This is a genomic window from Halomonas sp. H10-9-1 (genome assembly GCF_040147005.1).
Classification (GTDB): Bacteria; Pseudomonadota; Gammaproteobacteria; order Pseudomonadales; family Halomonadaceae; genus Halomonas.
Genome location: NZ_JAMSHO010000001.1, coordinates 1,293,811 through 1,316,820 on the forward strand (window position 1 = coordinate 1,293,811; position 23,010 = coordinate 1,316,820).

Sequence of the window (23,010 nt, forward strand, 5' to 3'; positions counted from 1 at the left end):
TGGCGCCGTCATCCGAGCGTCTTGCGGGCTCAGCTCACCGTGATCACCGAGCACTCGGCGGCGTGTGCCACCTTGTGGGAGACGCTGCCGACCACGAAGCCCTTGAGGTCACTGAGGCCGCGGCTGCCCATGACGATGGCGTCGACGCCTCGCTTGCGTGACTCGCTGAGGATGGCGCGGGCTGGGTCGCCCTGGGTGATCATCGTCTCGACGTGGGAGACGCCGGCGTCGCGGGCGGCCTGCTCGGCGCGCGCAACGATCTTGCGACCGGCCGCCTCGAGCTCCTCGTTGGAGGCCTCGAGTGCGACGGCGCCGATGCCCCACACCAGCAGCGTATCGTGGGCGAGCCTTTCGGGAATGTGCAGCAGGATCAGCCTGGTCTCTTTCTGCTGCGCCAGCCGGCAGGCCACGGCGAGCGCCTGCTGGGCATGCTTGGAGCCATCGACGGGAACCAGGATGGAGGTATACACGGTGCAACTCCTTATCGGTTGAGGGCTATCTCGAGCCTAGCTGCTTTCCCTGCCGGGGTCATCTCCGATACTGCCCGGCGGGCGCAACCTTGATCTGCATCATGGCTGCTGGTGTTCGCCGTCCGCCTCGAGCCGACGCAACTGCTGCCACAGTTCCCGGCGCAGGTCCGACAGGCGCGGGGCCTGGTCCTCGTGGAAGGGCAGCGGGCGGGTCAGGCGCTGGGTGCGCAGCCCGAGGCGGGCGCTGGTCAGGCCGATGCCCAGGCCCTGGGCGGCTCGCGTGGAGAGGCGCCCGGCGAGGTTCATCGACAGCATCTCCATGCCGGCGTCGCCGGCCATCTCGGTGGCACCGGCGAAGGCCATCTGGCGCAGCACCTCGCGCAGCAGGCGCAGTCGTGCCGCATAACCCAGCTCCAGGCCGTAGAGCCGGCACAGGCGGTCGACCATGGCCAGGCTGCGCCAGGCCACCAGGGCCATGTCGACGAGGGTAAGCGGGCTGACCGCCACCATGACCGCGGTCTCGCCGGACATCCGCGACACCAGGCGGCGTGCCTGGCGATCCCTGGGGGCCAGCAGGTGGTGGTCGAGCAGGGGGTAGAGCTCGGCCCCGCCGTGATGGGGCTGTCGCGCGGCCAGGAAGGCCTGCCAGTGGGGGTGGTCGGTATCCAGGTCCAGGGCGTGACGCAGGGCCTCGGCGGTGGCATCGGCCTCGCGGCGGGAGGCCGCGGAGAGCTCGCCCAGGCGCTCGCGGAGCCGATCATGGCGGCGCAGTCGGCGCAGGCGCCACAGCTCGCGGCCGAGGGCGCCGCCGCCGAGGGCCAGGGCGAGCAGCAGCAGCAGGCTCCAGGCGCCGGCCAGCCAGTCGCCGCCCAGACCGGCGGCGTAGAGGGTGGTGCCGGCCTCCACGGCGCCCAATCCCAGGCTGCCGCCGAGCAGCATGAGCAGCCCCCAGCGCCGCCGCCGTGGCCGGCCCAGGCTGGCCGCAAGCGCGGGCTCGGACGACGCCTCGCGTGGCGTGAGTGCCTGGCTCGGCAGGTCGTGGGCGAAGGCCTGGCGTGGGCGCGGGTCGGTTGCCGTGGGGGGCGGGGCCGACTCCTCGGTGGGGAAGTGTCGGCCGGGGCGGGGGTCGCGGGGCGAGCTCACGTCAGCTTGTCTCCGATCAGCCAGTCGAGGGCAACATCCATGCGGATATGGGGCAGCGCGCCACGCTCCAGGGGCAGTGGGCGGAAGGCCGGGAAGTCGAAGCCCTGGCGGGCCCAGAAGGCGTCGTCGGGGAGCCGTTCCGGCACCTCGCCGGGATACATCAGCAGTGGCTCGCCATCGAGGCCGGTGCCGCGCAGTGCCGGGGTGCGCCGCCCCTGGCTCTCGACCTCGCGTGATTCGCTGGCGCGGATCGCCGCCAGCGACAGGGCGCGCACCGGGACATCGGCATAGCGCAGATCCTTCAGCGGCTCGGCGAGCAGCGCCTCGAGCAGTGCCACCAGGTGGGGGTGCTGTTCCGGGGTCACATGGTCGGCCTTGGTGGCGGCGATGGCCAGCCGGTCGATGCGGGGAGCGAACAGTCGTGAGAGCAGGCTGCGCTGGCCGTAATCGAAGCTCTGCATCAGGTTGGCGAGCGCACGCGAGAGGTCCTGGAAGCGTTCGGGACCCGCATTGAGCGCACCCAGCAGGTCGACCAGCACGATCTGACGGTCGAAGCGCCGGAAGTGGTCGCGGTAGAAGGGGCGCACGATATGCTGCTGGTAGTAGCGGAAGCGTCGCGCCAGGGTGGCATAGTTGCTCGACTCGGGTAGGCTGGCCAGCGCCCCGGGGTCCGCCGCGGCGATGCCGGGGAGCGGGAAGAACTGCAGTACCGGCGCGCCGGTGAGATCCCCCGGCAGCAGGAAGCGTCCGGGTTGCAGGTCGGCGAAGCCCGCCTCCCGAGCCCTGCGTAGTCCGGCGGCGAAGTGCTCACTGATCTCGGCCAGCTGCGCCTCGTCGGCCTCGGCGGCGGGCTCGAGTCCCGCCACGGCCGTTTGCCAGGCGGCGAAGTGGGAGGCTCGCTGGCGGCCCTCCAGGGCGCGCTGGCGCGCGCACCAGCCAGGATAGTCGAGCCCCAGCAGCGGCAGGTCGAGAAGCCATTCGCCGGGGTAGTCGAAGAGGTCCAGGGTCAGCTGTCGCGAGTCGCCGCCAAGCAGGCCACGCCGTGCCGGACGGTAGCGGATCGTCAGGCGCAGCTCGCTGATACCGCGGGTGGGCTCGGGCCATCGCGGCGGCGTCGCCGTCAGTGCCGCCATGGCCTGGTCGTAGGGAAAGCGGGGCACCCCCAGGTCCTGCTGATTGACGCGCCGGGCTCCCAGCAGGCGACCCTCCCGGGCGGCGGGCAGCAGGTCGAGCCGCGCCTCCAGTCCGGCATGTCGCAGCTGGTTGACCAGGGAGGTGAGAAAGGCGGTCTTGCCGGCGCGGGAGAGGCCGGTGACCGCCAACCGTAGCTGGCGGTCGCGGCCGCGCTCCAGCAGATCCTGAAGCTCACGGGTGAAGGGCTGGCGCATATGGGGCTCCGTCAGCCGGCAACGAGGCCGTAGAGGGTCGGTGAGGCGGCCAGCAGGAAGCCCGCGCCGGCGATTATCCGTCCCGGCCACAGGTGGCGGCTGTAGTGGGCCAGGCTCAGTCCACCCAGGCAGATCAGCATGCCGAGGATATTGAACAGATAGGTGATCATCGACCAGAGAGGGTCGGGGTTCATGCGCTGACGCTCCTCGCTTGTGGTGTCACGCCAAGGATGGTATCAGGAGAGTTGCGCCGGCGGCAGCGCAGCGATCAAGGATGGCATATGACGACGACCCCCGATGAGGTGCTGAGGTTCTGGTTCGATGAACTCAAGCCGGCCCAGTGGTTCCGTCAGGATCCACGCCTGGATGCCGAGATCACCAGACGCTTCGGCGCCTGTTTGGCGGCGGCCTGGCGTGGTGAGCTGTGGCGCTGGCGAGAAACCTCGGCGGGCCGTCTCGGCGAGGTGATCGTGCTCGACCAGTTTGCACGCAATATCCATCGCGGCACGCCTGCCGCCTTTGCCGGCGATCCGCTGGCGCTGGTACTGGCCCAGGAGGCGGTGGCCCGCGGCGCCGATGCGTCGCTGCCGCCGGCGAGGCGTGCCTTCCTGTATATGCCTTTCATGCACAGCGAGTCGGCGGCGATCCATGAGGAGGCCCTGCGGCTGTTCGCTCAACCGGGGCTCGAGGAGAGCCTGCGTTTCGAGCATGGCCATCGGGATATCATCCTGCGCTTCGGGCGCTATCCGCACCGCAACGCCATCCTCGGCCGGGTTTCCACGCCCGCGGAACTGGCGTTCCTGGCGCAGCCCGGCTCTTCCTTCTAGCATCCTCACCACCTCATGCTTTCCACCCTATCCACGACAACAGGAGGCACCATGGGAATCATCGCCTGGTTGATCATCGGCGGGCTGGCCGGCTGGATCGCCGGTCACATCATGCGAGGAGGGGGCTTCGGCATCCTCGGCAATATTGGCGTCGGGGTGGTCGGCGCGGTAATCGGCGGCTTCATCTTCCAACAGGTCCTGGGCATGGGCACCGGCGGTTTCCTGGGCTCGCTGTTCAGTGCCGTGGTTGGCGCGGTGATTCTCCTGTGGGTGATCAGCAAGGTGAAGACGGGGTAGCGAAGGTCGAACAGGACTAAAGTTTACGTTAAAGCAACCTTCACCAATGGGCGTCGTTATTGTTGACAGTAACGGCGCCCGTTTGCGTCAAAATCCCCGCTATTCGTAACAAACGGCGCTGTTTTGAGTTTTCCTGTCGACAACGATTTCGTCCTCGGCGGTGTCGGTGCTGACACAAGGTCGAATGTTCGCGCCTGCAGCATGTACGTAAAGCCTCTTGACCATAACAACAACGTTACAAGGATCTAAAGAGATATAACCAGAACTCAAGAGGATACGTCGGTGCTGCTGAAACGCGAACATGGTGACGAACACCCCTATTGGCCGCTGGGGCCCTTCAAGCTACGCCTGCCCTTCGTCCATTTCCGCTGGGAGATCCCCGAGACCATCCAGGCGCTGGTGATGTTCGTCATCGCCATGGGCATGATCCCGCTGCTCGAGCAGTACCTGGGGCTGCCCTACGAGGTGGCGCTGGCCTATGTGGTGGTCTGTGGTGTCGGCTTCATGCTGCCGCCGCTACTCGGCGTACCCTTCATCGCCGGCTGGATCACCCCGGCGATTCCGGTGGTGCTGTTGTTCCTGAGCGACTTCACGCCCGGCCCGGAGGCGATTCGTGCCATGGTCGCGCTGCAGCTGGTGGTGACCGCCATCTTCCTGATCATGGCGGTCACCCGACTCGGCTCGAAGCTGGTCAACAACGTGCCGGACTCCATCAAGGCGGGCATCCTGCTGGGCGCCGGCATCGCCGCCATCAGTGGCGAGATCAGCGCTGGGGGGCGGCTCTACAACACGCCGATCTCGCTGGGCATCGGTGGCCTGGTGACCCTCTACGTGCTGTTCTCGCTCTCCTTCCGTGACCTGACCGAGAAGTATCGCTGGGCGCGTAACATCGCTTCCTACGGCATGGTCCCCGGCATGCTGGTGACCATGGCCATCGGCTGGGGGGTGGCGGAATACCCGCTGCCGGCGGTGGAGTGGGGCATGGCGGTGCCCGACTTCAGCGGCATCTGGGCCTACCTGCCCTTCACGGTTGGTCTGCCCGGCGTCGAGCTGCTGCTGGCCGCCGTGCCCACCGCGGTCATCGCCTATATCATCGCCTTCGGTGACATCATCGTCGGCCAGAGCCTGATCAAGCGCGTCGATCACCTGCGTCCCGACGAGCGGATCGAGGTCAATGTCGATCGTGTTCACCTGATCACCGGCATACGTAACCTGATGCACTCGCTGCTGGCCCCCTACCCGGGCCTGGCCGGGCCGCTGTTCACCGGGGCCATGGCCACCGTGGCGGAGCGTTATCGTTATGGCCGCAAGGCGATGGACACCATCTATGGCGGGACCTCGGTGTTCTGGATCGTCGGCTTCCTGGCCCTGTTCATGCTGCCGCTGATCACCCTGTTCCGCCCGGTGCTGCCCATCGCGCTGTCCATTACCCTGCTGATCACCGGTTATCTGTGCATCGCCGTCGCGGTGGAACAGATCAAGAACGCTACCGCCATGGGGGTGGCCGGCATCATGGGGGTGGTGTTGGCGACCCACGGCGCTGCCTGGGGACTGGGCGTGGGCCTGGTGCTCTACTTCCTGGTCGAGCATCGCCTGCGCGGTGCCCGCGAGGCCGAGGAGCAGGAGCCGATCCATGTGGAGGATGACATGGCGGTGGAGCGCGAGGAGCCCGCGCCGCGCTGAACCCGTTGACTCAAGGAACTGAGCTGTCGGGCCGCCCTCGGGCGGCCCGGCGTCGTGATGGGAGCAGGGTCAGGGCAGGTGCCCGGCGAAGCGGCCCGGGTCGTCGCTGATCGCCGCATCCACGCCCCACGCCCACAGGTGGGCGAAGGCGGCCGGGTCGTTGGCCGTATAGCCGAGCAGGGCGTAGCCGTCCTCCTTGACCGCCATGGCACTGCGGCGGCTCAGGCGACGCCAGTCGGCGTGGACGCTGAACGCCTCGACCGCCGCGCAGCGAGCCCGCCAGCCGCGGCCGACGCCCTCGTACAGCACGCCCAGCGCCAGCCGCGAAGCGGGCGCCAGGCGGCGGGCGTCGGCCAGGGCGTGGTCGTCGAAGGAGGAGACGATCAATCGCTCCGGCGGCAGGGCCGCGAGGGCGGCGGGCACCGCCTCCTCGACCAGGGCCGCGGCACTGCGCCCGCGGTTGACCTTGAGCTCCAGGTTGAGCCCCATCCCCAGCTCGACGATCAGCGCCAGCATCTCGGCCAGGCTCGCGATGCGTTCGCCACGGAAGGCATCGGAGAACCAGCCCCCCACATCGAGCCGGCGCGCCGCGGGCAGGTCCAGGTCGGCGAGCCTGCCGCGGGCATCGGAGCAGCGCCGTACCCCGGGGTCATGCCAGATCACCGGGGTGCCATCGCCGAGCAACTGGACATCCAGCTCGACCCAACTGTAGCCGGCGCCGTGGGCGGCGCGTACGGCGGCCAAGGTGTTCTCGGGGGCATGGGCGGAGAGGCCGCGATGGGCGATCAGGCGGGGGAGAGAAATATCGGGGTGTGGCATAAGCCGTCGTCCTGGTCAGCGAGACGCCGCCACTGGCGGCGAGAAACCTGCCGCTAGCGTAGCGCCTCCACCCCGGCCTGGATATGGTAGGCTGCGCGGTTTTCGGTCCTGGTGGCAGCGGTCCAACGATGTGAGGAGAGTAAGATGAGAGTCGTGCATATCAAGAACCCCGGGCAGCGCGAGGCCTGCCTGGCGCGGTTGTGTGCCGAGGCCTATGGCCATGAGGCGGGACTGCGTCCCTTGGCGACCTTCGCCGGCACCCTGGGGGTGCTGGTCAAGCAGGAAGCGGCCCGGGTGCTGGCGCTGGTGGATGATCACTCGCGCCCAGTGGCGCTGGCGCTACTAGTACTCGACGAGCTCGGCAGCAGCATGACCGTGATGCTGCTGGCCGACCTGGATCAGGGTCAGCAGGAGGTGGCGGGGCCGGCCGAGCGGCTGGTCGCCGAGCTGGCGCAGAAGGCGCCCCTGCGCGTCGATGCCCAGGGTGCCGAGCAGGAGGCACGCTTTCGCGAGGCGGGGATCTCGCGCTGGCTGGACGGCAAGGCCGGGGTGCGTATCGGGCTGGGTCCCCGGCACCCAGCCGGCTCCCTGGCGGACCTGCCGCGGGCGCTGAGCTTCGACGAGGCGGCGGTGATCCAGTCCTTCAAGCAGGACCGTCGGCAGTTCGAAGACTACAAGGCGCGTTTCATCCGTGGCCTGGAAGCCTTTCCCGCCACGCTCTGAATGGGGCACGGCTTGACCACGGGAGGCCTTGGCGCTTGACTGGTGGGACCATCCAGCAGGCAGCACAAGGGAACTACCTTCATGGCCAAGCGTATTCAGTTTGCCCGTACCGGCGGCTCCGAGGTCCTCGAGCTCGTCGACATCGCCCCGGCGGACCCCGGTCCCGGCGAGGTCAGGGTCGCCAACTATGCCGTTGGCCTCAACTTTATCGACATCTACTTCCGCACCGGCCTCTATCCGGCGCCGTCGCTGCCCTCCGGTCTCGGCACCGAGGGCGCCGGCGTGGTCGATGCCGTGGGCGAGGGGGTGACCCACCTCAAGCCGGGGGATCGCGTCGCCTATGCCCAGGGCCCCCTGGGTGCCTATGCCGAGCAGCACGTGCTGCCGGCCGACAAGGTGGTGGTGCTGCCCGCGGGGATCGACTTCGAGACCGCCGCCGCCAGCATGCTCAAGGGGCTGACGGTACAGTACCTGATGCGCCAGACCCACCGCCTCCAGGCCGGTGAAACCATCCTCTGGCACGCCGCCGCCGGCGGGGTGGGCTCCATCGCCTGCCAGTGGGCCAGGGCGCTGGGTGTCAAGCTGATCGGCACCGTCAGCTCCCCGGAGAAGGCGGCGCAGGCCACGGCGAACGGCGCCTGGGCCACCATCGACTACACCAAGGAGAACGTGGTCGAGCGGGTGCGCGAGCTGACCGGCGGCGCCATGTGCGACGTGGTCTACGACTCGGTGGGCAAGGACACCTGGGAGATCTCGCTCGACTGCCTCAAGCCGCGCTCGCTGATGGTCAGTTTCGGCAACGCCTCCGGGGCCGTGGAGGGGGTCAACCTGGGAATCCTCAACCAGAAGGGCTCTCTTTACACCACGCGGCCCAGCCTCAACGGCTATGCCGACACCCGCGAGCGCCTGGAGGCGATGGCTGGCGAGCTGTTCGCGATGCTCGAGAGCGGCAAGGTGACGGTCGATATCGCCCAGCGTTACCCGCTCGCCGAGGCGGGCAAGGCCCAGGACGCCCTGCAGGGCCGCCAGACCACCGGCTCCACCATCCTGCTGCCCTGATTCCTGGCTAAAGCGCGGGCGGTGCCTAGAGCGACTCGTTGAGCTCGTCGATTAGCCGCTCGCGCCGCCGCAGCGCGGCGAGCCCCGCGTCGCCCAGCCGATTCGCCGCCTCGCAGAGCAGCCCCTCGGCCAGCAGCATGAAGGCACACATACTGTTGCTGAAGAAGAGGCTGTGGTCGGGGACCGGGAAGGCGTGGTGCGCCACCCGGGCGAGCGGTGAGCCAAGGGAGTCGGTCAGGGCGATGACGCGGATGCCCTGGCGCGCCGCCACCTCCGCCGTGGCCAGCACGCTGGGGGTGTAGGGAAAACAGCTCACCACCACCAGTACATCCCCCGCCTCGAGCTGGGCCAGCGCGTCGGCGACGCCGTGGCGCATGGCGTCAAGCGGTGCGGCATCGGCACGCAGCATGCCCAGGCCGTAGGCGAGAAACGAGGCCAGCGAGGCGAACTGGCGCATGCCATGGACCCGCACGCGCTTCGCCTCCACCAGCAGCCGCGCCGCCGCGCTGAAGGCCTCGCCGTCGATGCCTGCCACCGTGTCGGCGATATTGGCGCTCTCCTGGCGGCCCAGGCGGCCCAGCCGGGCGAGGGCGTCGTCGTCCCCGTCGCTGTCCAGCAGGCGCGACACCTGATCGCTGTAGAAGCTCTTGCCCTCGGTGACATGGCGGCGAAACACCGCCTGCAGGCCGGCGAAGCCGTCGAACCCTAGCCGCTGGGCCAAGCGCGACAGGGTCGAGGGGCTGACGCCCAGGCGCTCCGCCAGTTCGCTGATCGACGACACCGCGGCCTGCTGGGGTGCTGTGACCATCGCCTCGAGCACCCGGCGCGAGCGCTTGCCCAAGCGCAACGCGCCCTCGCCCCGCTCGAGAGTGGCGAGCAGGCGTTCGAGGTCGTCGAGGGTGTCCGGTCGTGGCGGCGTGGGAGAGCTCATGAGGGGCATCGGCGGCAGTGATCGAGGCGCGCATTGTAGCCTTCGTCGCCCCCGGCGTCAGGCGTGGTCGAATCTGTTTGCAAATATATTTCCGTTTTATAAGAATGGTTGTTGTCTTTGCATATCCGTCGAGAGGATCGCATGAGCCACGTCTTCCACCGCCACCTGACGCACGCCTACCCGACCGCCGTGGGTGGCGACGGGCCCTACCTGATCGACGCCCAGGGCAAGCGCTACCTGGATGCCTGCGGCGGGGCCGCGGTCTCCTGCCTGGGCCACAGCGATGCCGAGGTGATCGAGGCGGTGCGTGACCAGGTCGGCCGGCTCGCCTATGCCCACAGCTCCTTCTTCACCACCGCGCCGATGGAGGCGCTGGCCGACTTCCTGGTCGAGCGGGCGCCGGCGGGCCTCTCCTCGGTCTACTTCGTCTCCGGCGGCTCCGAGGCGGTGGAGGCGGCCCTCAAGCTGGCGCGCCAGTACTTCATCGAGCGCGGCGAGCCCCAGCGCAGGCACCTGATCGCCCGGCGCCAGAGCTATCACGGCAACACCCTCGGGGCGCTCGCCACCGGCGGCAACGCCTGGCGCCGGCAGCAGTTCGAGCCACTGCTGGTCGAGGTGAGCCACGTCAGCCCCTGCTACGCCTATCGCGACCAGGCCCCCGGCGAGACCCCGGAAGCCTACGGCGAGCGCCTGGCCGCGGAGCTCGAGGCCGAGATCCAGCGCCTGGGGCCACAGAGCGTGATGGCCTTCGTTGCCGAGCCGGTGGTCGGCGCGACCCTGGGTGCGGTGCCCGCGGTGCCGGGCTACTTCAGGCGGGTGCGCGAGATCTGCGATCGCCACGGCATCCTGCTGATCCTCGACGAGGTGATGTGCGGCATGGGGCGCACCGGCACCCTCTTCGCCGCCGAGCAGGAGGGCGTGACCGCCGACCTGGTGACCGTCGCCAAGGGCCTCGGGGCCGGCTACCAGCCGATCGGCGCGACCCTGGTCAGCGAGCGCATCCGCGCGGCCATCGCCGAGGGCTCGGGCTTCTTCCAGCACGGCCACACCTACATCGGCCACGCCACCGCCTGCGCCGCCGCCCTGGCGGTGCAGCGCGCCATCGAGGAGCGCGGGCTGCTCGAGCGGGTCGTGCGCCTGGGCGAGGGGCTCCAGCAGCGCCTCGAGGCACGCTTCGCAGAGCATCCCCACGTCGGCGACATCCGCGGCCGGGGGCTCTTCCGTGGGCTCGAGCTGGTCGCCGAGCGCGACGCCAAGACGCCCTTCGACCCCGCGCGCAAGCTGCATGCGGCGGTCAAGCGCGCCGCCATGGATGAGGGCCTGATGTGCTATCCGATGGGCGGCACCCTGGACGGCCGCCGCGGCGACCACATCCTGCTGGCCCCGCCCTTCATCCTCGACGATGTCCAGCTCGATGAGATCGTCGACAAGCTCGACGCCGCCCTGGCGCGCGTCCTCACCCACTCGTAACGGCCGCTGTCGAGCGGCTTTCGCCTCGCCTCCGAAGGGCGCCTGCACACGAGCCTGCCCCTACCGCCATTGACCGACGCCCGCCTCACCACACGAGAGATGGCGATGGCGCAACGCACCGAGCTCAAGGACTTCCTCGAGCTCGGTGCCGCCCTCCAGGGCGGGTGCCACAACGAGCCCGAGCACCTCGAGGCGGTCAACACCAGGCGGGAGAAGAGGGCGAAATAATCCTTGTCGCCATCCGTTTGCCTGGCGATGCTGGGGCCATCCGAACTCACAGGAGGTGAAGCGATGGCCGACAGCACCCTGGTCTTCATCGTGCTCGGCGCGACCCTGGTCGCCTTCGTCTGGGGCCACTTCCGCTATGACCTGGTAGCGCTGGCGGCGCTGCTCGGCTCGGTGATGCTGGGCCTGGTGCCAGGCAATGAGGCCTTCCTGGGGTTCGGCCACCCGGCGGTGATCACCGTGGCTGCGGTGCTGGTGCTCAGCCGCGGCTTCGAGCACTCCGGGGTGGTGGACGTGATCGCCGACCAGGTACTCAAGGTGGGGGAGCGGCTCTTTCTGCAGCTGGCGGCGCTCACCGGCACCGTGGTGGTGCTCTCCGGTTTCATGAACAACGTCGGGGCGCTGGCGCTGCTGCTGCCGGTGGCCATGCGCCTCGCCCGGGAGCACGATACCTCGCCGTCGCTGCTGCTGATGCCGCTGGCCTTCGGTTCGCTGCTGGGTGGGCTCACCACCCTGATCGGCACCCCGCCCAACATCATCATCGCCAGCTATCGCGGCGACGTCACCGGCGAGGGCTTCGGTCTGTTCAGCTTCACGCCGGTAGGGGCCACGGTGGCCGTGGCGGGCCTCGCCTTCATCCTGCTGATCGGCTGGCGGCTGGTCCCCCAGCGGGCCGGCAAGGCCTCCACGGAGGCGATGTTCGACACCGCCCACTACCTGGTGGAGCTGCGCGTCGGCGAGGAGTCGAAGGCCAATGGCCTGAGCCTGCGTGAGCTGCAGCAGGAGTTGGAGGAGAGCATCCCGGTGCTGGCCGTGGTGCGCAACGACAAGCGCCGCGCCGGCCACGCCTTCTTCGGCACCCTCAGGGAGGGCGATATCCTGTTGCTGGAGGCCGGCCCCGAGGAGATGAAACTGCTGGAGGAGAAGGCGGGGCTGAGCCTGGGCCAGGACGCCGAAGAAGAGGAGCAGGAGGAGCAGGAGGAGCAGGAGGAGCAGGAAGAAGAGCAGGAAGAAGAGCAGGATGAGGCGAGGCGTCGCCGTGAGGATGCGACCGGGGAGCGGGCCGGGGACAGGGAGACGGACAAGGGCAAACGCAAGAAGAAGGAAGAGAAGCGCGGCGTGGACACCGAGGGGCTACAGCTGATGGAGGCGGTGGTGCGCAACGACTCCATGATGGTCAACCGCACCGTGACCCAGCTACGCCTCCATAACCAGTTCGGCCTGCACCTGGTGGCGGTGGCCCGGGACGGCGGCCGCCTCAAGCAGCGTCTGCGCGAGATCCGCTTCCGCCCGGGGGACGTGTTGCTGCTGCAGGGCGGCGAGAGCGAGCTCGCCGAGAGCCTGGCGACCCTGGGCTGCCTGCCGCTGGCCCGGCGCGAGCTCAGGCTCGGCCAGCCGCGCCTGCTGCTGGTGTCGCTGGCCATCTTCGCCGCCGCCATCCTGGCCATCCTCACCGGGATGCTGCCGGCGGCGGTGGCGCTGGCCACCGCCGCGCTGGTCTCGCTGCTGGTGGAAGTGCTGCCTCTGCGCGAGGGCTACCAGGCCATCGACGGGCCGGTGATCGTGCTGCTCGGCGCCATGATTCCGGTGGGGCAGGCGCTGGAGACCAGCGGTGGCGCCGCCCTGATCGCCGAGGCGATGCTCGCCTGGGGCAGCGAGTGGCCGGTGGTGATCACCCTGACCGGCCTCTTCGTGATCACCATGATGCTCTCCGACGTGGTCAACAACGCCGCGGCGGCGGTGCTGATGGCGCCCATTGCCGCGAGCCTGGCCAATGGCTTCGGGGTCTCGCTGGACCCCTTCCTGATGGCGGTGGCGATCAGTGCCTCCTGTGCCTTCCTGACGCCCATTGGCCACCAGTCCAACACCCTGGTGATGGGCCCCGGCGGCTACCGCTTCGGCGACTACTGGCGCATGGGGCTGCCCCTGGAGGGGGTGATCACCCTGGTGGCGATCCCCATGATCCTGCTGGTGTGGCCGCTATAAAGCGGTGCCAGGGTACGAGAGGCGCCGGGGAAAGGACGTAGAGGGGGCCTATGTCAGGGATGGCATCGGTAGCGTACAGGGAGGTATTCACAGCGCCCCCTCGTAGGCCTTTCGCCGGAATAGCCTCGAGTCATGCTTTGGGGGACGCACAACCCCCGGCACCTGGCCGGGGCGTGGGGATGGTGGGGATGGCGAGGATGAGAGCCGTCAGGCGCCGTGGTGGCGCAGCACCTTGGACTTGTCGGTGACGAAGGCGTCGTACTCGAAGTCGTCCACGGTGAGCAGCTCCAGCACCTGGGCCTCCCGCTCGCGCATGAAGGCGGCGTCGTCTGCCGAGACCAGCCCGGCGGCGAGCGCGGCCTCCACCCGCTGCTCGGGGTGCAGGGCCGCCGCGGGCAGCTCCCCTTTCGCATAGGCCTTGTTGACGGTGCGGTAGAGGGCCTCGGCGCGCTCCTGGGAGGCCAGCAGGGTGTTGTAGCGAGCCAGGAAGTTGGGCTGGCTGCCGTCGTCGACGCTCCAGGTGTTGGCCAGCAGCTTGGCGCGCAGGGGGCTGTCCCGCGAGACCGCCTGGGCGATGGTCCGGGCCAAGTCGTCATGGGGACGCTTGAAGCGTCGGCCCCGCGGCATCACCACCCGGCGCAACACGCCGGCCAGGGCGCGGTTGGGCAGGTTGTCGAACAGCTCGTCCAGGGCCTGCTCGGCGCGCCCCAGCAGGAATTGGCAACTGTAGTGGAGGAGCGCCGCCTCGTCCTCGACCTTGTCGCCCTCGTGCCACTGCTTGATCACCATGGAGGCGAGATAGAGGTTCGCGAGCACATCGCCCAGCCGCGCCGAGAGCATCTCGCGCAGCTTGAGGGTGGCGCCGAGGCTCGCCATGGCGGCGTCGGCACACAGCCCGAAGCCGGCCGAGAGGCGGGCGATCTCCTGGGCGTAGCGCCCGGCCTCGGCGTCGAAGGGCACTGCCGGCTTGCCGATCCCCAGCCCCAGGGTGAAGGCCCGGGCGGCGTTGCCGAAGATCAGGCCGGCATGCCCGAAGAAGGCGCGGTCGAAGGCCTGGAGGTCGTCGGCGTCCTTGGCGGCCAGCTCCTCGAGTACGTAGGGATGGCAGCGGATGGCGCCCTGACCGAAGATCATCAGGTTACGGGTCATGATGTTGGCGCCCTCCACGGTGATCGCCACCGGGTTGGCGCTATAGCCGATCCCCAGATAGTTGCGCGGGCCCAGGGTCACCGCCTTGCCGCCATGGATATCCATGGCATCGCCGAGGATCACCCGCTGAAACTCGGTGAGCTGGCTCTTGAGGATCGCCGAGGGCACCGCCGGCTTCTCGCCGTGATCGATGGTGTTGGCGGTCTGGTAGACCGCGGCCTGGGCGATATAGCCCAGTGCCGTCATGCGGGCCAGCGGCTCCTGTACGCCCTCCATCTCGGCCACGGGCACATTGAACTGACGACGGATGCGGGCGAAGCCACCGCTCCAGCCGATGGCGTAACGCGCGGTGCCGGTGGCACCGGAAGGCAGGGTGATACAGCGACCCACCGAGAGGCACTCCACCAGCATGCGCCAGCCCTGGCCGATCATCGTCTCGCCGCCGATGATGGTGGAGAGCGGCACGAACACATCCTTGCCGCGGATCGGACCATTCAGGAAGGGGCTGCCGATGGGGTGATGCCGGCGGCCGATCTCCATGCCCTCGGTATCGCGAGGGATCAGTGCCAGGGTGATGCCGCGATCCTCTTCCTCGCCGAGCAGATGGTCCGGGTCGAAGAGGCGGAAGGCCAGGCCCACCACGGTGGCGATGGGTGCCAGGGTGATCCAGCGCTTCTCGAAGTTGAGGCGCAGGCCGATCACCTCCTCGCCATCGATCACCTGCTTGCAGACCACGCCGGTATCGGGCAGCGAGGTCGCATCACTGCCGGCGCGAGGGCCGGTCAGGCCGAAGCAGGGTATCTCGCGGCCGTCGGCCAGGCGGGGCAGGTAGTGGTTCTTCTGCTCGTCGGTGCCGTACTTCAGCAGCAGCTCACCCGGCCCAAGGGAGTTGGGCACGCCAACGGTGACCATCAGGGTCTCGTTGATCGACAGCTTCTGCAGCACCAGCGACTGGGCCTTGGCCGAGAAGCCGAGGCCGCCGTACTCCTTGGGAATGATCATCCCGAAGTAGCGCTCCTGCTTGAGGTGATCCCACAGCGCCTGGGGCAGGTCGGCCCGCTCCTTGGCGATATCCCAGGCATTGCACATGCCGGCGGCCACGGAGCACTGATTGTCGAGGAAGGCCTGCTCCTCCTCACTCAGCCCCTCGTCGGTGTAGTCGAGCAGGGCCTGCCAGTTCGGCTTGCCGGTGAAGAGCTCGCCGTCCCAGGCGACGCTACCGGCCTCCAGCGCCACACGCTCGGTCTCGGAGACCCTGGGCGAGACCTTCTTGAACATGGTGAACAGGCGAGGGGTCAGCCACTTGCCGCGCAGGGCCGGCAGCCCGGCGGCGGCCACGCCAGCGGCGCCAAGCAGCAGCAGGATGCCGAGCACGGGGGAGGCGGCCAGCAGGCTTATCAGGCCGATGACGGCGAGCACCGCCAGGGCGGGCAGGGCGCCAGCCTCCCGGCGCATCACCGCGAGCAGGCCGATGATGGCCGCGAGCAGCAAGATCAGGGTGAACATGGGACGTCTCCAGGGGGCGATGATAGAGATTCGAACATTTGTTTGAATTCTTTCAGACTAGCCCACATCGCTGCGACTGGCCAGTGCCGTCATGCCAAGTCCGACTGCCTCGCGCAGCCGCAGGCCGTCGATCACTGCCGCCAGGGTGTGCGAGGCCAGGCCGCCTCCATCGATGACCGCCCCCGCGGTGGCTTCGTCGAGGAGTGCACCAACGTCGGGCTTGCCAAGCGGCGTGCCCGTGTGCATAATGCGTCTCCATTGCTCGGCCAGGGTCGGGCAATCTTGTGAAAAGGCTACGTAGCTCAGCTGGTTAGAGCACATCACTCATAATGATGGGGTCCCCTGTTCGAATCAGGGCGTAGCCACCAGGATTTATTCAGCGCCCGCCCGGCATCGCCAGGCGGGCGCTGTGCGTATAGGCGGCAGCAGACACGGATCATCGCGGATGTCCTTGACCTTGTCGGGCGGATCCGTATACTACGCCCCGTGTTCGACGCCGTTCCCGGATAGCTCAGTTGGTAGAGCAAGTGACTGTTAATCACTGGGTCGCAGGTTCGAGTCCTGCTCCGGGAGCCAACACGGCGCCAGTAACACAACGATACGGCGTGATTCCTCGATAGCTCAGTTGGTAGAGCAAGTGACTGTTAATCACTGGGTCGCAGGTTCGAGTCCTGCTCGAGGAGCCAACCGCCCGTCATCGTCACCTCAGGTCATTCCCGGATAGCTCAGTTGGTAGAGCAAGTGACTGTTAATCACTGGGTCGCAGGTTCGAGTCCTGCTCCGGGAGCCATCTCTTCCTTGTACTGATCCCTCTTTCGTCTCGCGCTGATCGCGTAGCCTGAATCCCCGCTCCGGCCCTGGTCCCGGAATTTTCGTGTGCCTGCCGTTGTCGGTAGCGACACCCTGTCGCTGACGCAGCGTCCACGAAAAAGGCCGCCGCCCGGAAGGGGCGACGGCCTGCTGTGGTGCGGGAAGAGGCGACGTCAGTCGCGGTGGGCGAAGCGAAAGTTGTTCTCCAGCTGGGCGTAGTCGAGCAGGATATGGGCGGCTTCCTGGGTCTGTACCTGCTCTACCGGCTCCTCCTCTTCGGCGCTGCCCTCGTCCTCCTCGCCTCGGGTATCGGTCCACTCCTCCAGGTGCTCCAGACCGAGTGCCTCGCGGCGCTGGTTCTCCAGGGCAAGCTGTTCGGCCTCCTGGGCCTTGAACTCTTCCTGACGGAGCTCGCGGTTGAGGCTGACGCTGGTCGTTTCCTCGCGCATCCGGCGATTCAGCTCGGCCTGCTGCTCGAGATAGCGGAAGTTGGGATGGACCTCGGTGCGCTGGCGATGGCGGTCGCGCAGCGACTCCAGGAAACGCCACGGCTCGCCGTACTTGCGGTACTGCACCGAGCGCACCGTGTCCCAGTCCAGGGCGTTGTCGAGGCTGCTCTCGCCGATCAGTTCAGGGTCAATCAGGCTCGGGAAGATGATGTCCGGCTCCACGCCGCGGTTCTGGGTGCTCTCGCCCGAGATGCGGTAGAACTTGGCGCGGGTCAGCTTGATCTCGCCGTGGGAGAGCTCGTTGAGGGTCTGCACCGTGCCCTTGCCGAAGGTGGGGGTTCCCACCACCAGGCCGCGGCCGTAGTCCTGGATGGCGCCGGCGAAGATCTCCGAGGCGGAGGCCGACAGGCGGTTGACCAGCACCACCAGCGGGCCGTCGTAGGCGGCGCCGGTCTCGGTATCACCGTAGAGGCTGATGCGCCCGCGTGCGTCGCGTACCTGGACGGTGGGGCCGCGATCGATGAACAGCCCGATCAGCGAGTTGGCCTCCTGCAGGGCGCCGCCGCCGTTGTTGCGCAGATCGAGCACGATGCCCTCGATCCCCTGCGCCTGGAGTGATGCAATCTCCTTGGCCACGTCGCGAGTGGTGCTGCGATACTCCTCTTCGCCGGCCTGCCAGGCGTCGAAGTCGACATAGAAGGTGGGCACGGTGATTAGGCCGACACGGTGGCTGCCGTCGTCGCGCTCGAGTTCGATCACCTCGCTCTGTGCCGCCTGGTCCTCGAGCTTCACGGTGTCGCGGGTGATCTGCACTTCCTTGGAGCGAGTCATGTCCACCGCCTGGGCGGGGACGATGTCGAGGCGTACCACCGAGCCCTTGGGTCCGCGGATCAGTTCCACCACCTCATCCAGGCGCATGCCCACCACGTTCACCATCTCGCCATCCTCCTGGCCGACGCCGACGATGCGGTCGGCGGGCTCCAGCACCCCGGCGCGTTCGGCGGGGCCGCCCGGCACTAGGCTTGCCACCTTGACGTACTCGCCGTCGGCCTGCAGCAGGGCGCCGATGCCCTCCAGCGAGAGGCGCATCTGGATGTCGAAGGACTCGCCCTGGCGGGGTGAGAGGTACTCGCTGTGGGGGTCGATGGTGCTGGTGACCGCGGCCATCAGCAGGCCGAAGACATCTTCCGGCTTGGTCTGGCGCAGGCGGCTGAGCTGGCCCTCGTAGCGCTGCCGAAGGTTGCCCTCGACCTGCTCGTCGTCCTGGTCGCTGATCACCAGGGTAAGGGCGGCATTCTTGAGGCGGCGAGTCCACAATTCGTCGAGGGCCAGGGGGGTCTCGGCCCAGGGGGCATCCTCGCGGTCCACCTCCAGACGCTGCTGTCCGTCGTAGGTGAAGTCGAGACCGTCGTCGAGGCGCGCCAGCAGCCACTCGAAGCGTGCCTCGGCGCGCTTGTGGTAGCGCTGATAGAGAGCGAAGAAGGGGGCCAGCTCGCCATCGAGCAGGGCGTCATCGATCTGCTCTTCCAGCGGGAGGAACTCCGCCACGTCCTGTGCGGTGAGGAAGGCGCGCTGGCCGTCGAGCACGTCGAGATAGCGCTCGAAGGCCTGGCGTGACCAGCTGTCATCCAGGCTGACGTCGGCGTAGTGGCCGTAGCGCAGCGATTCGGCCACTTCGGTGGCGACCTGGCGCTGGGCGTCGGTGGGTTCTAGCTGTGCCAGGGCGACGCCGGCGCTCAGCAGCAGGCCTGCCAGTACGGCCATGGATCGTCCCATATGGGCAAGCGGGCTCATCGATGAAGCACTCCCGGTTTGATGTACACTCATTTCCCTTGACCCTGATCCGGCCCGCGAGTTGCGCTGGCCGGAGATCCATTGTAGCAGCTTACCTGCTGCGCCCATCACCTCCAGCCCCGAGGAATCCATGCTGTCCCAGGACGATCTGCTCCAGCGGCTTCTCGACTTCCTGCATCGCTCGCCCACTCCCTGGCATGCCACCGCGAACATGGCCGCCCGCCTCGAATCGGCCGGTTTCCGGCGTCTCGATGAGCGCGAGGCCTGGGCGTTCACGCCCGGCGAGCGGGTCTATGTGACGCGTAACGACTCGTCGATCATCGCCCTGCAGCTGCCAGCAGGCAGGCTCGAGGCGCTGCGCATGATCGGTGCTCACACCGATAGCCCCGGACTGCGGCTCAAGCCCAATGCCGCCCAGACCGCGGCGGGCTGGCTGCAGCTCGGCGTCGAGGTCTATGGTGGGGCGCTGCTTGCGCCCTGGTTCGACCGCGACCTGGGGCTCGCCGGCCGGGTCCATGTGCGTCGCTCCGACGGGCGTCTCGAGGGACGGTTGCTGCATGTCGATCGCCCCGTGGCGATCATTCCCAGCCTGGCCATCCACCTCGATCGCGAGGCCAACAACGGTCGTGCGCTCAATGCCCAGACCGAGATGGCGCCGGTGCTGCTGCAGGGCGGGGAGGGCGCCGACCTCAAGCGGCTACTCGAGGAGTGGATCGTCGAGCAGCATGCTCTCGAGGCGTTCGAAGTGCTCGACTTCGAACTGGGCTTCCATGACATGCAGCCGCCGGCACGGGTGGGGGTCAACGGCGAGCTGGTCGCCAGCGCCCGGCTCGACAACCTGCTCTCCTGCTTTATCGGCCTGGAGGCGCTGCTGGCCAGCGATGGCAGGCAGGGGGCGTTGCTGGTGGCCAATGACCATGAGGAGGTGGGTAGCGCCAGCGCCTGTGGCGCCCAGGGGCCCTTTCTGGGCGATGTGCTGCGCCGGGTCAACGAGCGACTCGGTGACGGCGGCGAGGAGGGGTTCATCCGCCTGATCCAGGCCTCCAGGATGATCTCCTGCGACAACGCCCATGCCCTGCACCCCAATTTCCAGAACAAGCACGATGCCGCGCATGGCCCGGCGCTCAATGGCGGTCCGGTGATCAAGGTCAATGCCAGCCAGCGCTATGCCACCAATAGCGCCACCGCGGCGCTGTTCCGCGACCTCTGTCGCGAGGCCGAGGTGCCGGTACAGAGCTTCGTGACGCGCGCCGACATGGGGTGCGGCAGTACCATCGGGCCGATCACCGCCACCGAGCTCGGTGTGCCGACCCTGGACGTGGGGGTTCCCCAGTGGGCCATGCACTCGATCCGTGAGACCGCGGGTGCCCAGGATGTGGCCTACCTGGCACGGGTGCTTGCCGCCTTCTGCAATCGCGCCGAACTGGCCTGACGCTAAACACCAAGAAGCCCGCCTGACGATATCAGGCGGGCTTCTTGGTGTTTGGCTGGTGGCTACGCCCTGATTCGAACAGGGGACCCCATCATTATGAGTGATGTGCTCTAACCAGCTGAGCTACGTAGCCAGCGGCGAGTAATCTATCCATCGCCGGACGGACTGTCAAGCGTTTGATGTGGATCCTGATCCCGCATTATCCCGCACGGCCTCTTCGGGGTGTCGCATCTACCGGCGAGAGGCTGGCGATTAAAGCGGATTGGCCGCGGGCCAGATCGTCCGGTCCGCGGCCAGCTCTGTCGGATTACTCCGACTTGACATCGATACGCTTCACCCTTGACTTGGCCTCTTCGGTCTTGGGTAGCGTGACGGTCAACACGCCGCGCTTGAACTCCGCCTCGGCCTTTTCGGGGTCCACGCCCGGTGGCACCGGGATCATCCGATGGAAGCTGCGCCGCGATTGCGAGGTGAAGTCGCCTTCGTTGCTCTTCTCCTCGCGCTCGCCACGAATCGTCAGCATGTCATCGGTGACGTTCACCTCGATGTCCTTGTCATCGAGTCCCGGCAGGTCAACCGAGACCAGCATCGCCTCATCGGTCTCCGAGATGTTGGTGCGCGGCCCGGCGGCGAGATTGTCCCCGAAGGGGCTGTCGAAGCGTGCCCAGAAATCCTCGAACACACGGTTCAGGTCACGCTGCAGCGAGACCATCGGGTTCTCGTCCGCCTCGCGGCGGGCCGGCGCCCGGTTACGCTCCCGGCTCCAGGGAATAAGATCACTGAATGCCATCTTGATCCTCCTTTCGTGTTTGCCACGTGGTTGCCAAGGTGGGTCGAGGCCGCTTCAGGTAGCCTTGACTTCGATCCGCTTCGGCTTGGCGGCCTCGCTCTTCGTTAGCCTGAGCGTGAGCACACCGTCGCGGTGGCTGGCCTCGATGCCGTTCGCATCGATTGTTTCGGGCAGGCTGAAGGCCCGCTCGAAGGTGCCTGGCGCATATTCGGCATAGATGCGCCGGTAACCTTCAGGCGCAGGCGCGTCGATGACTCCCCGCACCGTCAGTGCGCGGTTCTCGACCGAGACATCGACGCTGTCGGGCGTCACCCCCGGCATGTCGATGGCCAGCGTCACAACGCCATCCTTCTCGACGATATCAGTGGCCGGTCGGAACACGGGGCCGCTGATGCTCTCTTCGTTACGCTCGCTGGTCGTTGCGACGTCACCGCCTGTCTTCTTGAGCTCCTGTACCATGTCACGCCTCCTTATTTTCCCGTTCGTCAACTGGCCTTGACCGAGATCTTGCGCGGCTGTTCCGCATCGGGGCGGCCCATCTCGATCTCCAGAACGCCGTTCTTCGCCCGCGCCTCGACCTTGTCGGGATCCACCCTCAGGGGCAGGCGGATCGAGCGTGAGAATTCGCCCGTTGGGCGCTCGCGGCGGTGCCAGGACGCACTCTCGTCTTCGGTGGGGGAGCTGCGCTTGCCGGCGATGATCAGGGTGTTTTCACGCACGGTCAGATCGATGTCGTCGGTGCCGACACCCGGTATCTCGGCGGTGACCACGACACTGTTATCGCTTAGCCACATATTCACCGGCGGCCAGGCGCCATCGCCGACGGTGCGCGCGCCGCCGGCGAACAGGCGGTTCATCTGCGATTGAAGTTGCCTCAGCTCGGCAAAAGGATCCCATTGTGCCGATGGTAATCCGAAATTCAGCATTGTCTTCTCCTCTTCTCACGGTTTTCAGACACTGCACGTTCTCACCAGGGGTGCGAACGAGTCTTATTGGTGGAAGTGTCGCAAACGTCGCAAAAGAAGAAGCAGAACCGTCGTCGGTCCGGCAGGAAGAGGCATGTCGGCCCCATGTTGCGGCATTCCACGCAATCTATAGATGGGAGCGCGGTGGGTAATTATCAAGGGTCGGGTAGGCTGGGCGATTGGCCGCGGACAACGCAACCACGGTTGTTGGGTATCTAGTCAATGCTTGACACTCTGCCAGGTGGTAGTTACTATGCGCGCCACTTCGATGAGACGAGACATTGCGTCCCATTCGTCTAGTGGTCCAGGACACCGCCCTTTCACGGCGGGAACAGGGGTTCGAACCCCCTATGGGACGCCACTCGACTCATCAGGTAACCGGAGTGCGGGAATAGCTCAGTGGTAGAGCATCGCCTTGCCAAGGCGAGGGTCGGGAGTTCGAATCTCCTTTCCCGCTCCATGCGTCCCATTCGTCTAGTGGTCCAGGACACCGCCCTTTCACGGCGGGAACAGGGGTTCGAACCCCCTATGGGACGCCACTTCTTCGGCAGCAGCAGTGAGTCGTCGAAGTAGAAGTAGAACGAGAAGTGCGAGACAGGCGGGAATAGCTCAGTGGTAGAGCATCGCCTTGCCAAGGCGAGGGTCGGGAGTTCGAATCTCCTTTCCCGCTCCATCTTCCGAAGGGAAGACGCTGCGTCCCATTCGTCTAGTGGTCCAGGACACCGCCCTTTCACGGCGGGAACAGGGGTTCGAACCCCCTATGGGACGCCACCTCGCTCGCCGCACCACCGATAAAGCGGGAATAGCTCAGTGGTAGAGCATCGCCTTGCCAAGGCGAGGGTCGGGAGTTCGAATCTCCTTTCCCGCTCCAATCGGTCACCTGCAATCGGCCAAGGCTCGCGTCAGGAGCTGGGGCGCCAGCCCGGTCGAATCTCCTTCCCGTTCCAATCGGAACCTGCCCCCTATTTACTTCGATGTAGTCTGCCGTTGTGCAGGCCGTTCTGCGTGCCCGGCCCGCAGGAAATCGCCCATGGCTTGAACTCTGGCGGCCTCGTCCCCATATCGTCATGCCTTTGCGGCATGCCCGCACCGAA

At 67.3% G+C, this 23,010-nt stretch carries 21 protein-coding genes and 11 tRNA genes; 19 read left to right on the forward strand and 13 right to left on the reverse strand.

Features of this window, described 5'->3' with window-relative positions; translation table 11 throughout:
- Positions 1-29: 29 nt before the first annotated feature.
- The 4 genes from NFH66_RS05815 to NFH66_RS05830 all read right to left on the reverse strand — a co-directional run bounded on the left by NFH66_RS05815 (position 30) and on the right by NFH66_RS05830 (position 3,195).
- The gene (locus tag NFH66_RS05815) at positions 30-470 is read right to left on the reverse strand and encodes a universal stress protein (protein ID WP_349609070.1); all 441 of its coding nucleotides are present in this window, start codon (positions 468-470) and stop codon (positions 30-32) included.
- 99 nt (positions 471-569) lie between these two features.
- Positions 570-1,613, reverse strand: a complete 1,044-nt coding sequence (locus tag NFH66_RS05820; RefSeq protein WP_349609072.1) for a TIGR01620 family protein — start codon at positions 1,611-1,613, stop codon at positions 570-572.
- Positions 1,610-3,001, reverse strand: coding sequence for a YcjX family GTP-binding protein (locus NFH66_RS05825; protein ID WP_349609074.1), 1,392 nt, complete (start codon positions 2,999-3,001; stop codon positions 1,610-1,612). The genes NFH66_RS05820 and NFH66_RS05825 overlap by 4 nt, the downstream gene beginning before the upstream one ends.
- Before the next feature lie 11 nt (positions 3,002-3,012).
- Positions 3,013-3,195, reverse strand: a complete 183-nt coding sequence (locus tag NFH66_RS05830) for a hypothetical protein (protein WP_161422179.1) — start codon at positions 3,193-3,195, stop codon at positions 3,013-3,015.
- An 87-nt stretch (positions 3,196-3,282) separates the two neighbouring features.
- On the opposite strand from NFH66_RS05830, the gene NFH66_RS05835 reads away from it, so the two are divergent.
- The 3 genes from NFH66_RS05835 (at position 3,283) to NFH66_RS05845 (ending at position 5,808) form a co-directional block, all read left to right on the forward strand.
- Positions 3,283-3,828 (forward strand): DUF924 family protein, encoded by a 546-nt coding sequence (locus NFH66_RS05835; RefSeq protein ID WP_349609076.1) that lies wholly within the window; start codon positions 3,283-3,285, stop codon positions 3,826-3,828.
- Positions 3,829-3,879: 51 nt separating this feature from the next.
- Entirely contained in the window at positions 3,880-4,125 is a 246-nt protein-coding gene (locus NFH66_RS05840) for a GlsB/YeaQ/YmgE family stress response membrane protein (RefSeq protein ID WP_349609078.1), read from the forward strand.
- 282 nt (positions 4,126-4,407) lie between these two features.
- Positions 4,408-5,808, forward strand: coding sequence for a xanthine/uracil/vitamin C permease (locus tag NFH66_RS05845; RefSeq protein WP_349609080.1), 1,401 nt, complete (start codon positions 4,408-4,410; stop codon positions 5,806-5,808).
- A 69-nt stretch (positions 5,809-5,877) separates the two neighbouring features.
- Here NFH66_RS05845 and NFH66_RS05850 read toward each other — a convergent pair whose 3' ends face one another.
- Positions 5,878-6,627, reverse strand: a complete 750-nt coding sequence (locus tag NFH66_RS05850) for a glycerophosphodiester phosphodiesterase family protein (protein ID WP_349609082.1) — start codon at positions 6,625-6,627, stop codon at positions 5,878-5,880.
- A gap of 144 nt (positions 6,628-6,771) precedes the next feature.
- On the opposite strand from NFH66_RS05850, the gene NFH66_RS05855 reads away from it, so the two are divergent.
- Positions 6,772-7,350, forward strand: coding sequence for a hypothetical protein (locus tag NFH66_RS05855; RefSeq protein ID WP_349609084.1), 579 nt, complete (start codon positions 6,772-6,774; stop codon positions 7,348-7,350).
- A gap of 81 nt (positions 7,351-7,431) precedes the next feature.
- Positions 7,432-8,409 (forward strand): NADPH:quinone reductase, encoded by a 978-nt coding sequence (locus NFH66_RS05860; protein WP_349609086.1) that lies wholly within the window; start codon positions 7,432-7,434, stop codon positions 8,407-8,409.
- 25 nt (positions 8,410-8,434) lie between these two features.
- Here NFH66_RS05860 and NFH66_RS05865 read toward each other — a convergent pair whose 3' ends face one another.
- On the reverse strand, positions 8,435-9,340 hold the full coding sequence (locus NFH66_RS05865) for a MurR/RpiR family transcriptional regulator (protein ID WP_349609088.1): 906 nt from the start codon (positions 9,338-9,340) through the stop codon (positions 8,435-8,437).
- Positions 9,341-9,481: 141 nt separating this feature from the next.
- Between NFH66_RS05865 and NFH66_RS05870 the strand changes: the two genes are divergently transcribed.
- The 3 genes from NFH66_RS05870 (at position 9,482) to NFH66_RS05880 (ending at position 13,021) form a co-directional block, all read left to right on the forward strand.
- On the forward strand, positions 9,482-10,810 hold the full coding sequence (locus NFH66_RS05870; protein WP_349609090.1) for an aspartate aminotransferase family protein: 1,329 nt from the start codon (positions 9,482-9,484) through the stop codon (positions 10,808-10,810).
- Between the two features lie 105 nt (positions 10,811-10,915).
- Positions 10,916-11,038, forward strand: coding sequence for a hypothetical protein (locus tag NFH66_RS05875; protein ID WP_349609092.1), 123 nt, complete (start codon positions 10,916-10,918; stop codon positions 11,036-11,038).
- A 63-nt stretch (positions 11,039-11,101) separates the two neighbouring features.
- The gene (locus NFH66_RS05880) at positions 11,102-13,021 is read left to right on the forward strand and encodes an SLC13 family permease (RefSeq protein WP_349609094.1); all 1,920 of its coding nucleotides are present in this window, start codon (positions 11,102-11,104) and stop codon (positions 13,019-13,021) included.
- A 207-nt stretch (positions 13,022-13,228) separates the two neighbouring features.
- On the opposite strand, the gene NFH66_RS05885 is transcribed toward NFH66_RS05880, so the two are convergent.
- Complete coding sequence (locus NFH66_RS05885) at positions 13,229-15,676, reverse strand: acyl-CoA dehydrogenase (protein WP_349609096.1); 2,448 nt, start codon at positions 15,674-15,676, stop codon at positions 13,229-13,231.
- 57 nt (positions 15,677-15,733) lie between these two features.
- Complete coding sequence (locus NFH66_RS05890) at positions 15,734-15,922, reverse strand: hypothetical protein (RefSeq protein ID WP_349609098.1); 189 nt, start codon at positions 15,920-15,922, stop codon at positions 15,734-15,736.
- Positions 15,923-15,967: 45 nt separating this feature from the next.
- Between NFH66_RS05890 and NFH66_RS05895 the strand changes: the two genes are divergently transcribed.
- The 4 genes from NFH66_RS05895 to NFH66_RS05910 all read left to right on the forward strand — a co-directional run bounded on the left by NFH66_RS05895 (position 15,968) and on the right by NFH66_RS05910 (position 16,466).
- Positions 15,968-16,044, forward strand: a tRNA-Met gene (locus NFH66_RS05895).
- A 132-nt stretch (positions 16,045-16,176) separates the two neighbouring features.
- Positions 16,177-16,252, forward strand: a tRNA-Asn gene (locus NFH66_RS05900).
- A gap of 34 nt (positions 16,253-16,286) precedes the next feature.
- Positions 16,287-16,362: transfer RNA gene (locus NFH66_RS05905), tRNA-Asn, on the forward strand.
- 28 nt (positions 16,363-16,390) lie between these two features.
- Positions 16,391-16,466: transfer RNA gene (locus tag NFH66_RS05910), tRNA-Asn, on the forward strand.
- Between the two features lie 193 nt (positions 16,467-16,659).
- Here the strand turns inward: NFH66_RS05910 and NFH66_RS05915 are convergent.
- The gene (locus tag NFH66_RS05915; RefSeq protein ID WP_349609100.1) at positions 16,660-18,729 is read right to left on the reverse strand and encodes a carboxy terminal-processing peptidase; all 2,070 of its coding nucleotides are present in this window, start codon (positions 18,727-18,729) and stop codon (positions 16,660-16,662) included.
- 130 nt (positions 18,730-18,859) lie between these two features.
- Between NFH66_RS05915 and NFH66_RS05920 the strand changes: the two genes are divergently transcribed.
- Positions 18,860-20,161, forward strand: coding sequence for a M18 family aminopeptidase (locus NFH66_RS05920; protein ID WP_349609102.1), 1,302 nt, complete (start codon positions 18,860-18,862; stop codon positions 20,159-20,161).
- 56 nt (positions 20,162-20,217) lie between these two features.
- Here NFH66_RS05920 and NFH66_RS05925 read toward each other — a convergent pair.
- The 4 genes from NFH66_RS05925 to NFH66_RS05940 all read right to left on the reverse strand — a co-directional run bounded on the left by NFH66_RS05925 (position 20,218) and on the right by NFH66_RS05940 (position 21,877).
- Positions 20,218-20,294, reverse strand: a tRNA-Met gene (locus NFH66_RS05925).
- A gap of 174 nt (positions 20,295-20,468) precedes the next feature.
- On the reverse strand, positions 20,469-20,951 hold the full coding sequence (locus NFH66_RS05930) for an Hsp20/alpha crystallin family protein (protein ID WP_349609104.1): 483 nt from the start codon (positions 20,949-20,951) through the stop codon (positions 20,469-20,471).
- A 54-nt stretch (positions 20,952-21,005) separates the two neighbouring features.
- A complete protein-coding gene (locus NFH66_RS05935) occupies positions 21,006-21,410 on the reverse strand; it encodes an Hsp20/alpha crystallin family protein (protein WP_132041401.1) in 405 nt (134 codons plus the stop codon).
- A 26-nt stretch (positions 21,411-21,436) separates the two neighbouring features.
- Positions 21,437-21,877 carry an Hsp20/alpha crystallin family protein gene (locus NFH66_RS05940; RefSeq protein ID WP_132041402.1) on the reverse strand — a complete coding sequence of 147 codons (441 nt, stop codon included), beginning with the start codon at positions 21,875-21,877 and terminating at the stop codon, positions 21,437-21,439.
- Positions 21,878-22,201: 324 nt separating this feature from the next.
- On the opposite strand from NFH66_RS05940, the gene NFH66_RS05945 reads away from it, so the two are divergent.
- The 6 genes from NFH66_RS05945 to NFH66_RS05970 all read left to right on the forward strand — a co-directional run bounded on the left by NFH66_RS05945 (position 22,202) and on the right by NFH66_RS05970 (position 22,787).
- Positions 22,202-22,277: transfer RNA gene (locus NFH66_RS05945), tRNA-Glu, on the forward strand.
- Positions 22,278-22,301: 24 nt separating this feature from the next.
- Positions 22,302-22,376: transfer RNA gene (locus NFH66_RS05950), tRNA-Gly, on the forward strand.
- Positions 22,377-22,379: 3 nt separating this feature from the next.
- Positions 22,380-22,455 (forward strand) — tRNA-Glu (locus NFH66_RS05955).
- Between the two features lie 59 nt (positions 22,456-22,514).
- Positions 22,515-22,589, forward strand: a tRNA-Gly gene (locus tag NFH66_RS05960).
- A 22-nt stretch (positions 22,590-22,611) separates the two neighbouring features.
- Positions 22,612-22,687 (forward strand) — tRNA-Glu (locus NFH66_RS05965).
- Between the two features lie 25 nt (positions 22,688-22,712).
- Positions 22,713-22,787: transfer RNA gene (locus NFH66_RS05970), tRNA-Gly, on the forward strand.
- Positions 22,788-23,010 lie beyond the last annotated feature (223 nt).

Bases quoted from the DNA above. Each gene is read 5' to 3' on its own strand.
- NFH66_RS05825 (WP_349609074.1), bottom strand. From the start codon at position 3,001: ATGCGCCAGCCCTTCACCCGTGAGCTTCAGGATCTGCTGGAGCGCGGC.
- NFH66_RS05830 (WP_161422179.1), bottom strand. From the start codon at position 3,195: ATGAACCCCGACCCTCTCTGGTCGATGATCACCTATCTGTTCAATATC.
- NFH66_RS05835 (WP_349609076.1), top strand. From the start codon at position 3,283: ATGACGACGACCCCCGATGAGGTGCTGAGGTTCTGGTTCGATGAACTC.
- NFH66_RS05840 (WP_349609078.1), top strand. From the start codon at position 3,880: ATGGGAATCATCGCCTGGTTGATCATCGGCGGGCTGGCCGGCTGGATC.
- NFH66_RS05850 (WP_349609082.1), bottom strand. From the start codon at position 6,627: ATGCCACACCCCGATATTTCTCTCCCCCGCCTGATCGCCCATCGCGGC.
- NFH66_RS05855 (WP_349609084.1), top strand. From the start codon at position 6,772: ATGAGAGTCGTGCATATCAAGAACCCCGGGCAGCGCGAGGCCTGCCTG.
- NFH66_RS05860 (WP_349609086.1), top strand. From the start codon at position 7,432: ATGGCCAAGCGTATTCAGTTTGCCCGTACCGGCGGCTCCGAGGTCCTC.
- NFH66_RS05865 (WP_349609088.1), bottom strand. From the start codon at position 9,340: ATGAGCTCTCCCACGCCGCCACGACCGGACACCCTCGACGACCTCGAA.
- NFH66_RS05870 (WP_349609090.1), top strand. From the start codon at position 9,482: ATGAGCCACGTCTTCCACCGCCACCTGACGCACGCCTACCCGACCGCC.
- NFH66_RS05875 (WP_349609092.1), top strand. From the start codon at position 10,916: ATGGCGCAACGCACCGAGCTCAAGGACTTCCTCGAGCTCGGTGCCGCC.
- NFH66_RS05880 (WP_349609094.1), top strand. From the start codon at position 11,102: ATGGCCGACAGCACCCTGGTCTTCATCGTGCTCGGCGCGACCCTGGTC.
- NFH66_RS05885 (WP_349609096.1), bottom strand. From the start codon at position 15,676: ATGTTCACCCTGATCTTGCTGCTCGCGGCCATCATCGGCCTGCTCGCG.
- NFH66_RS05890 (WP_349609098.1), bottom strand. From the start codon at position 15,922: ATGCACACGGGCACGCCGCTTGGCAAGCCCGACGTTGGTGCACTCCTC.
- NFH66_RS05915 (WP_349609100.1), bottom strand. From the start codon at position 18,729: ATGAGCCCGCTTGCCCATATGGGACGATCCATGGCCGTACTGGCAGGC.
- NFH66_RS05920 (WP_349609102.1), top strand. From the start codon at position 18,860: ATGCTGTCCCAGGACGATCTGCTCCAGCGGCTTCTCGACTTCCTGCAT.
- NFH66_RS05930 (WP_349609104.1), bottom strand. From the start codon at position 20,951: ATGGCATTCAGTGATCTTATTCCCTGGAGCCGGGAGCGTAACCGGGCG.
- NFH66_RS05935 (WP_132041401.1), bottom strand. From the start codon at position 21,410: ATGGTACAGGAGCTCAAGAAGACAGGCGGTGACGTCGCAACGACCAGC.
- NFH66_RS05940 (WP_132041402.1), bottom strand. From the start codon at position 21,877: ATGCTGAATTTCGGATTACCATCGGCACAATGGGATCCTTTTGCCGAG.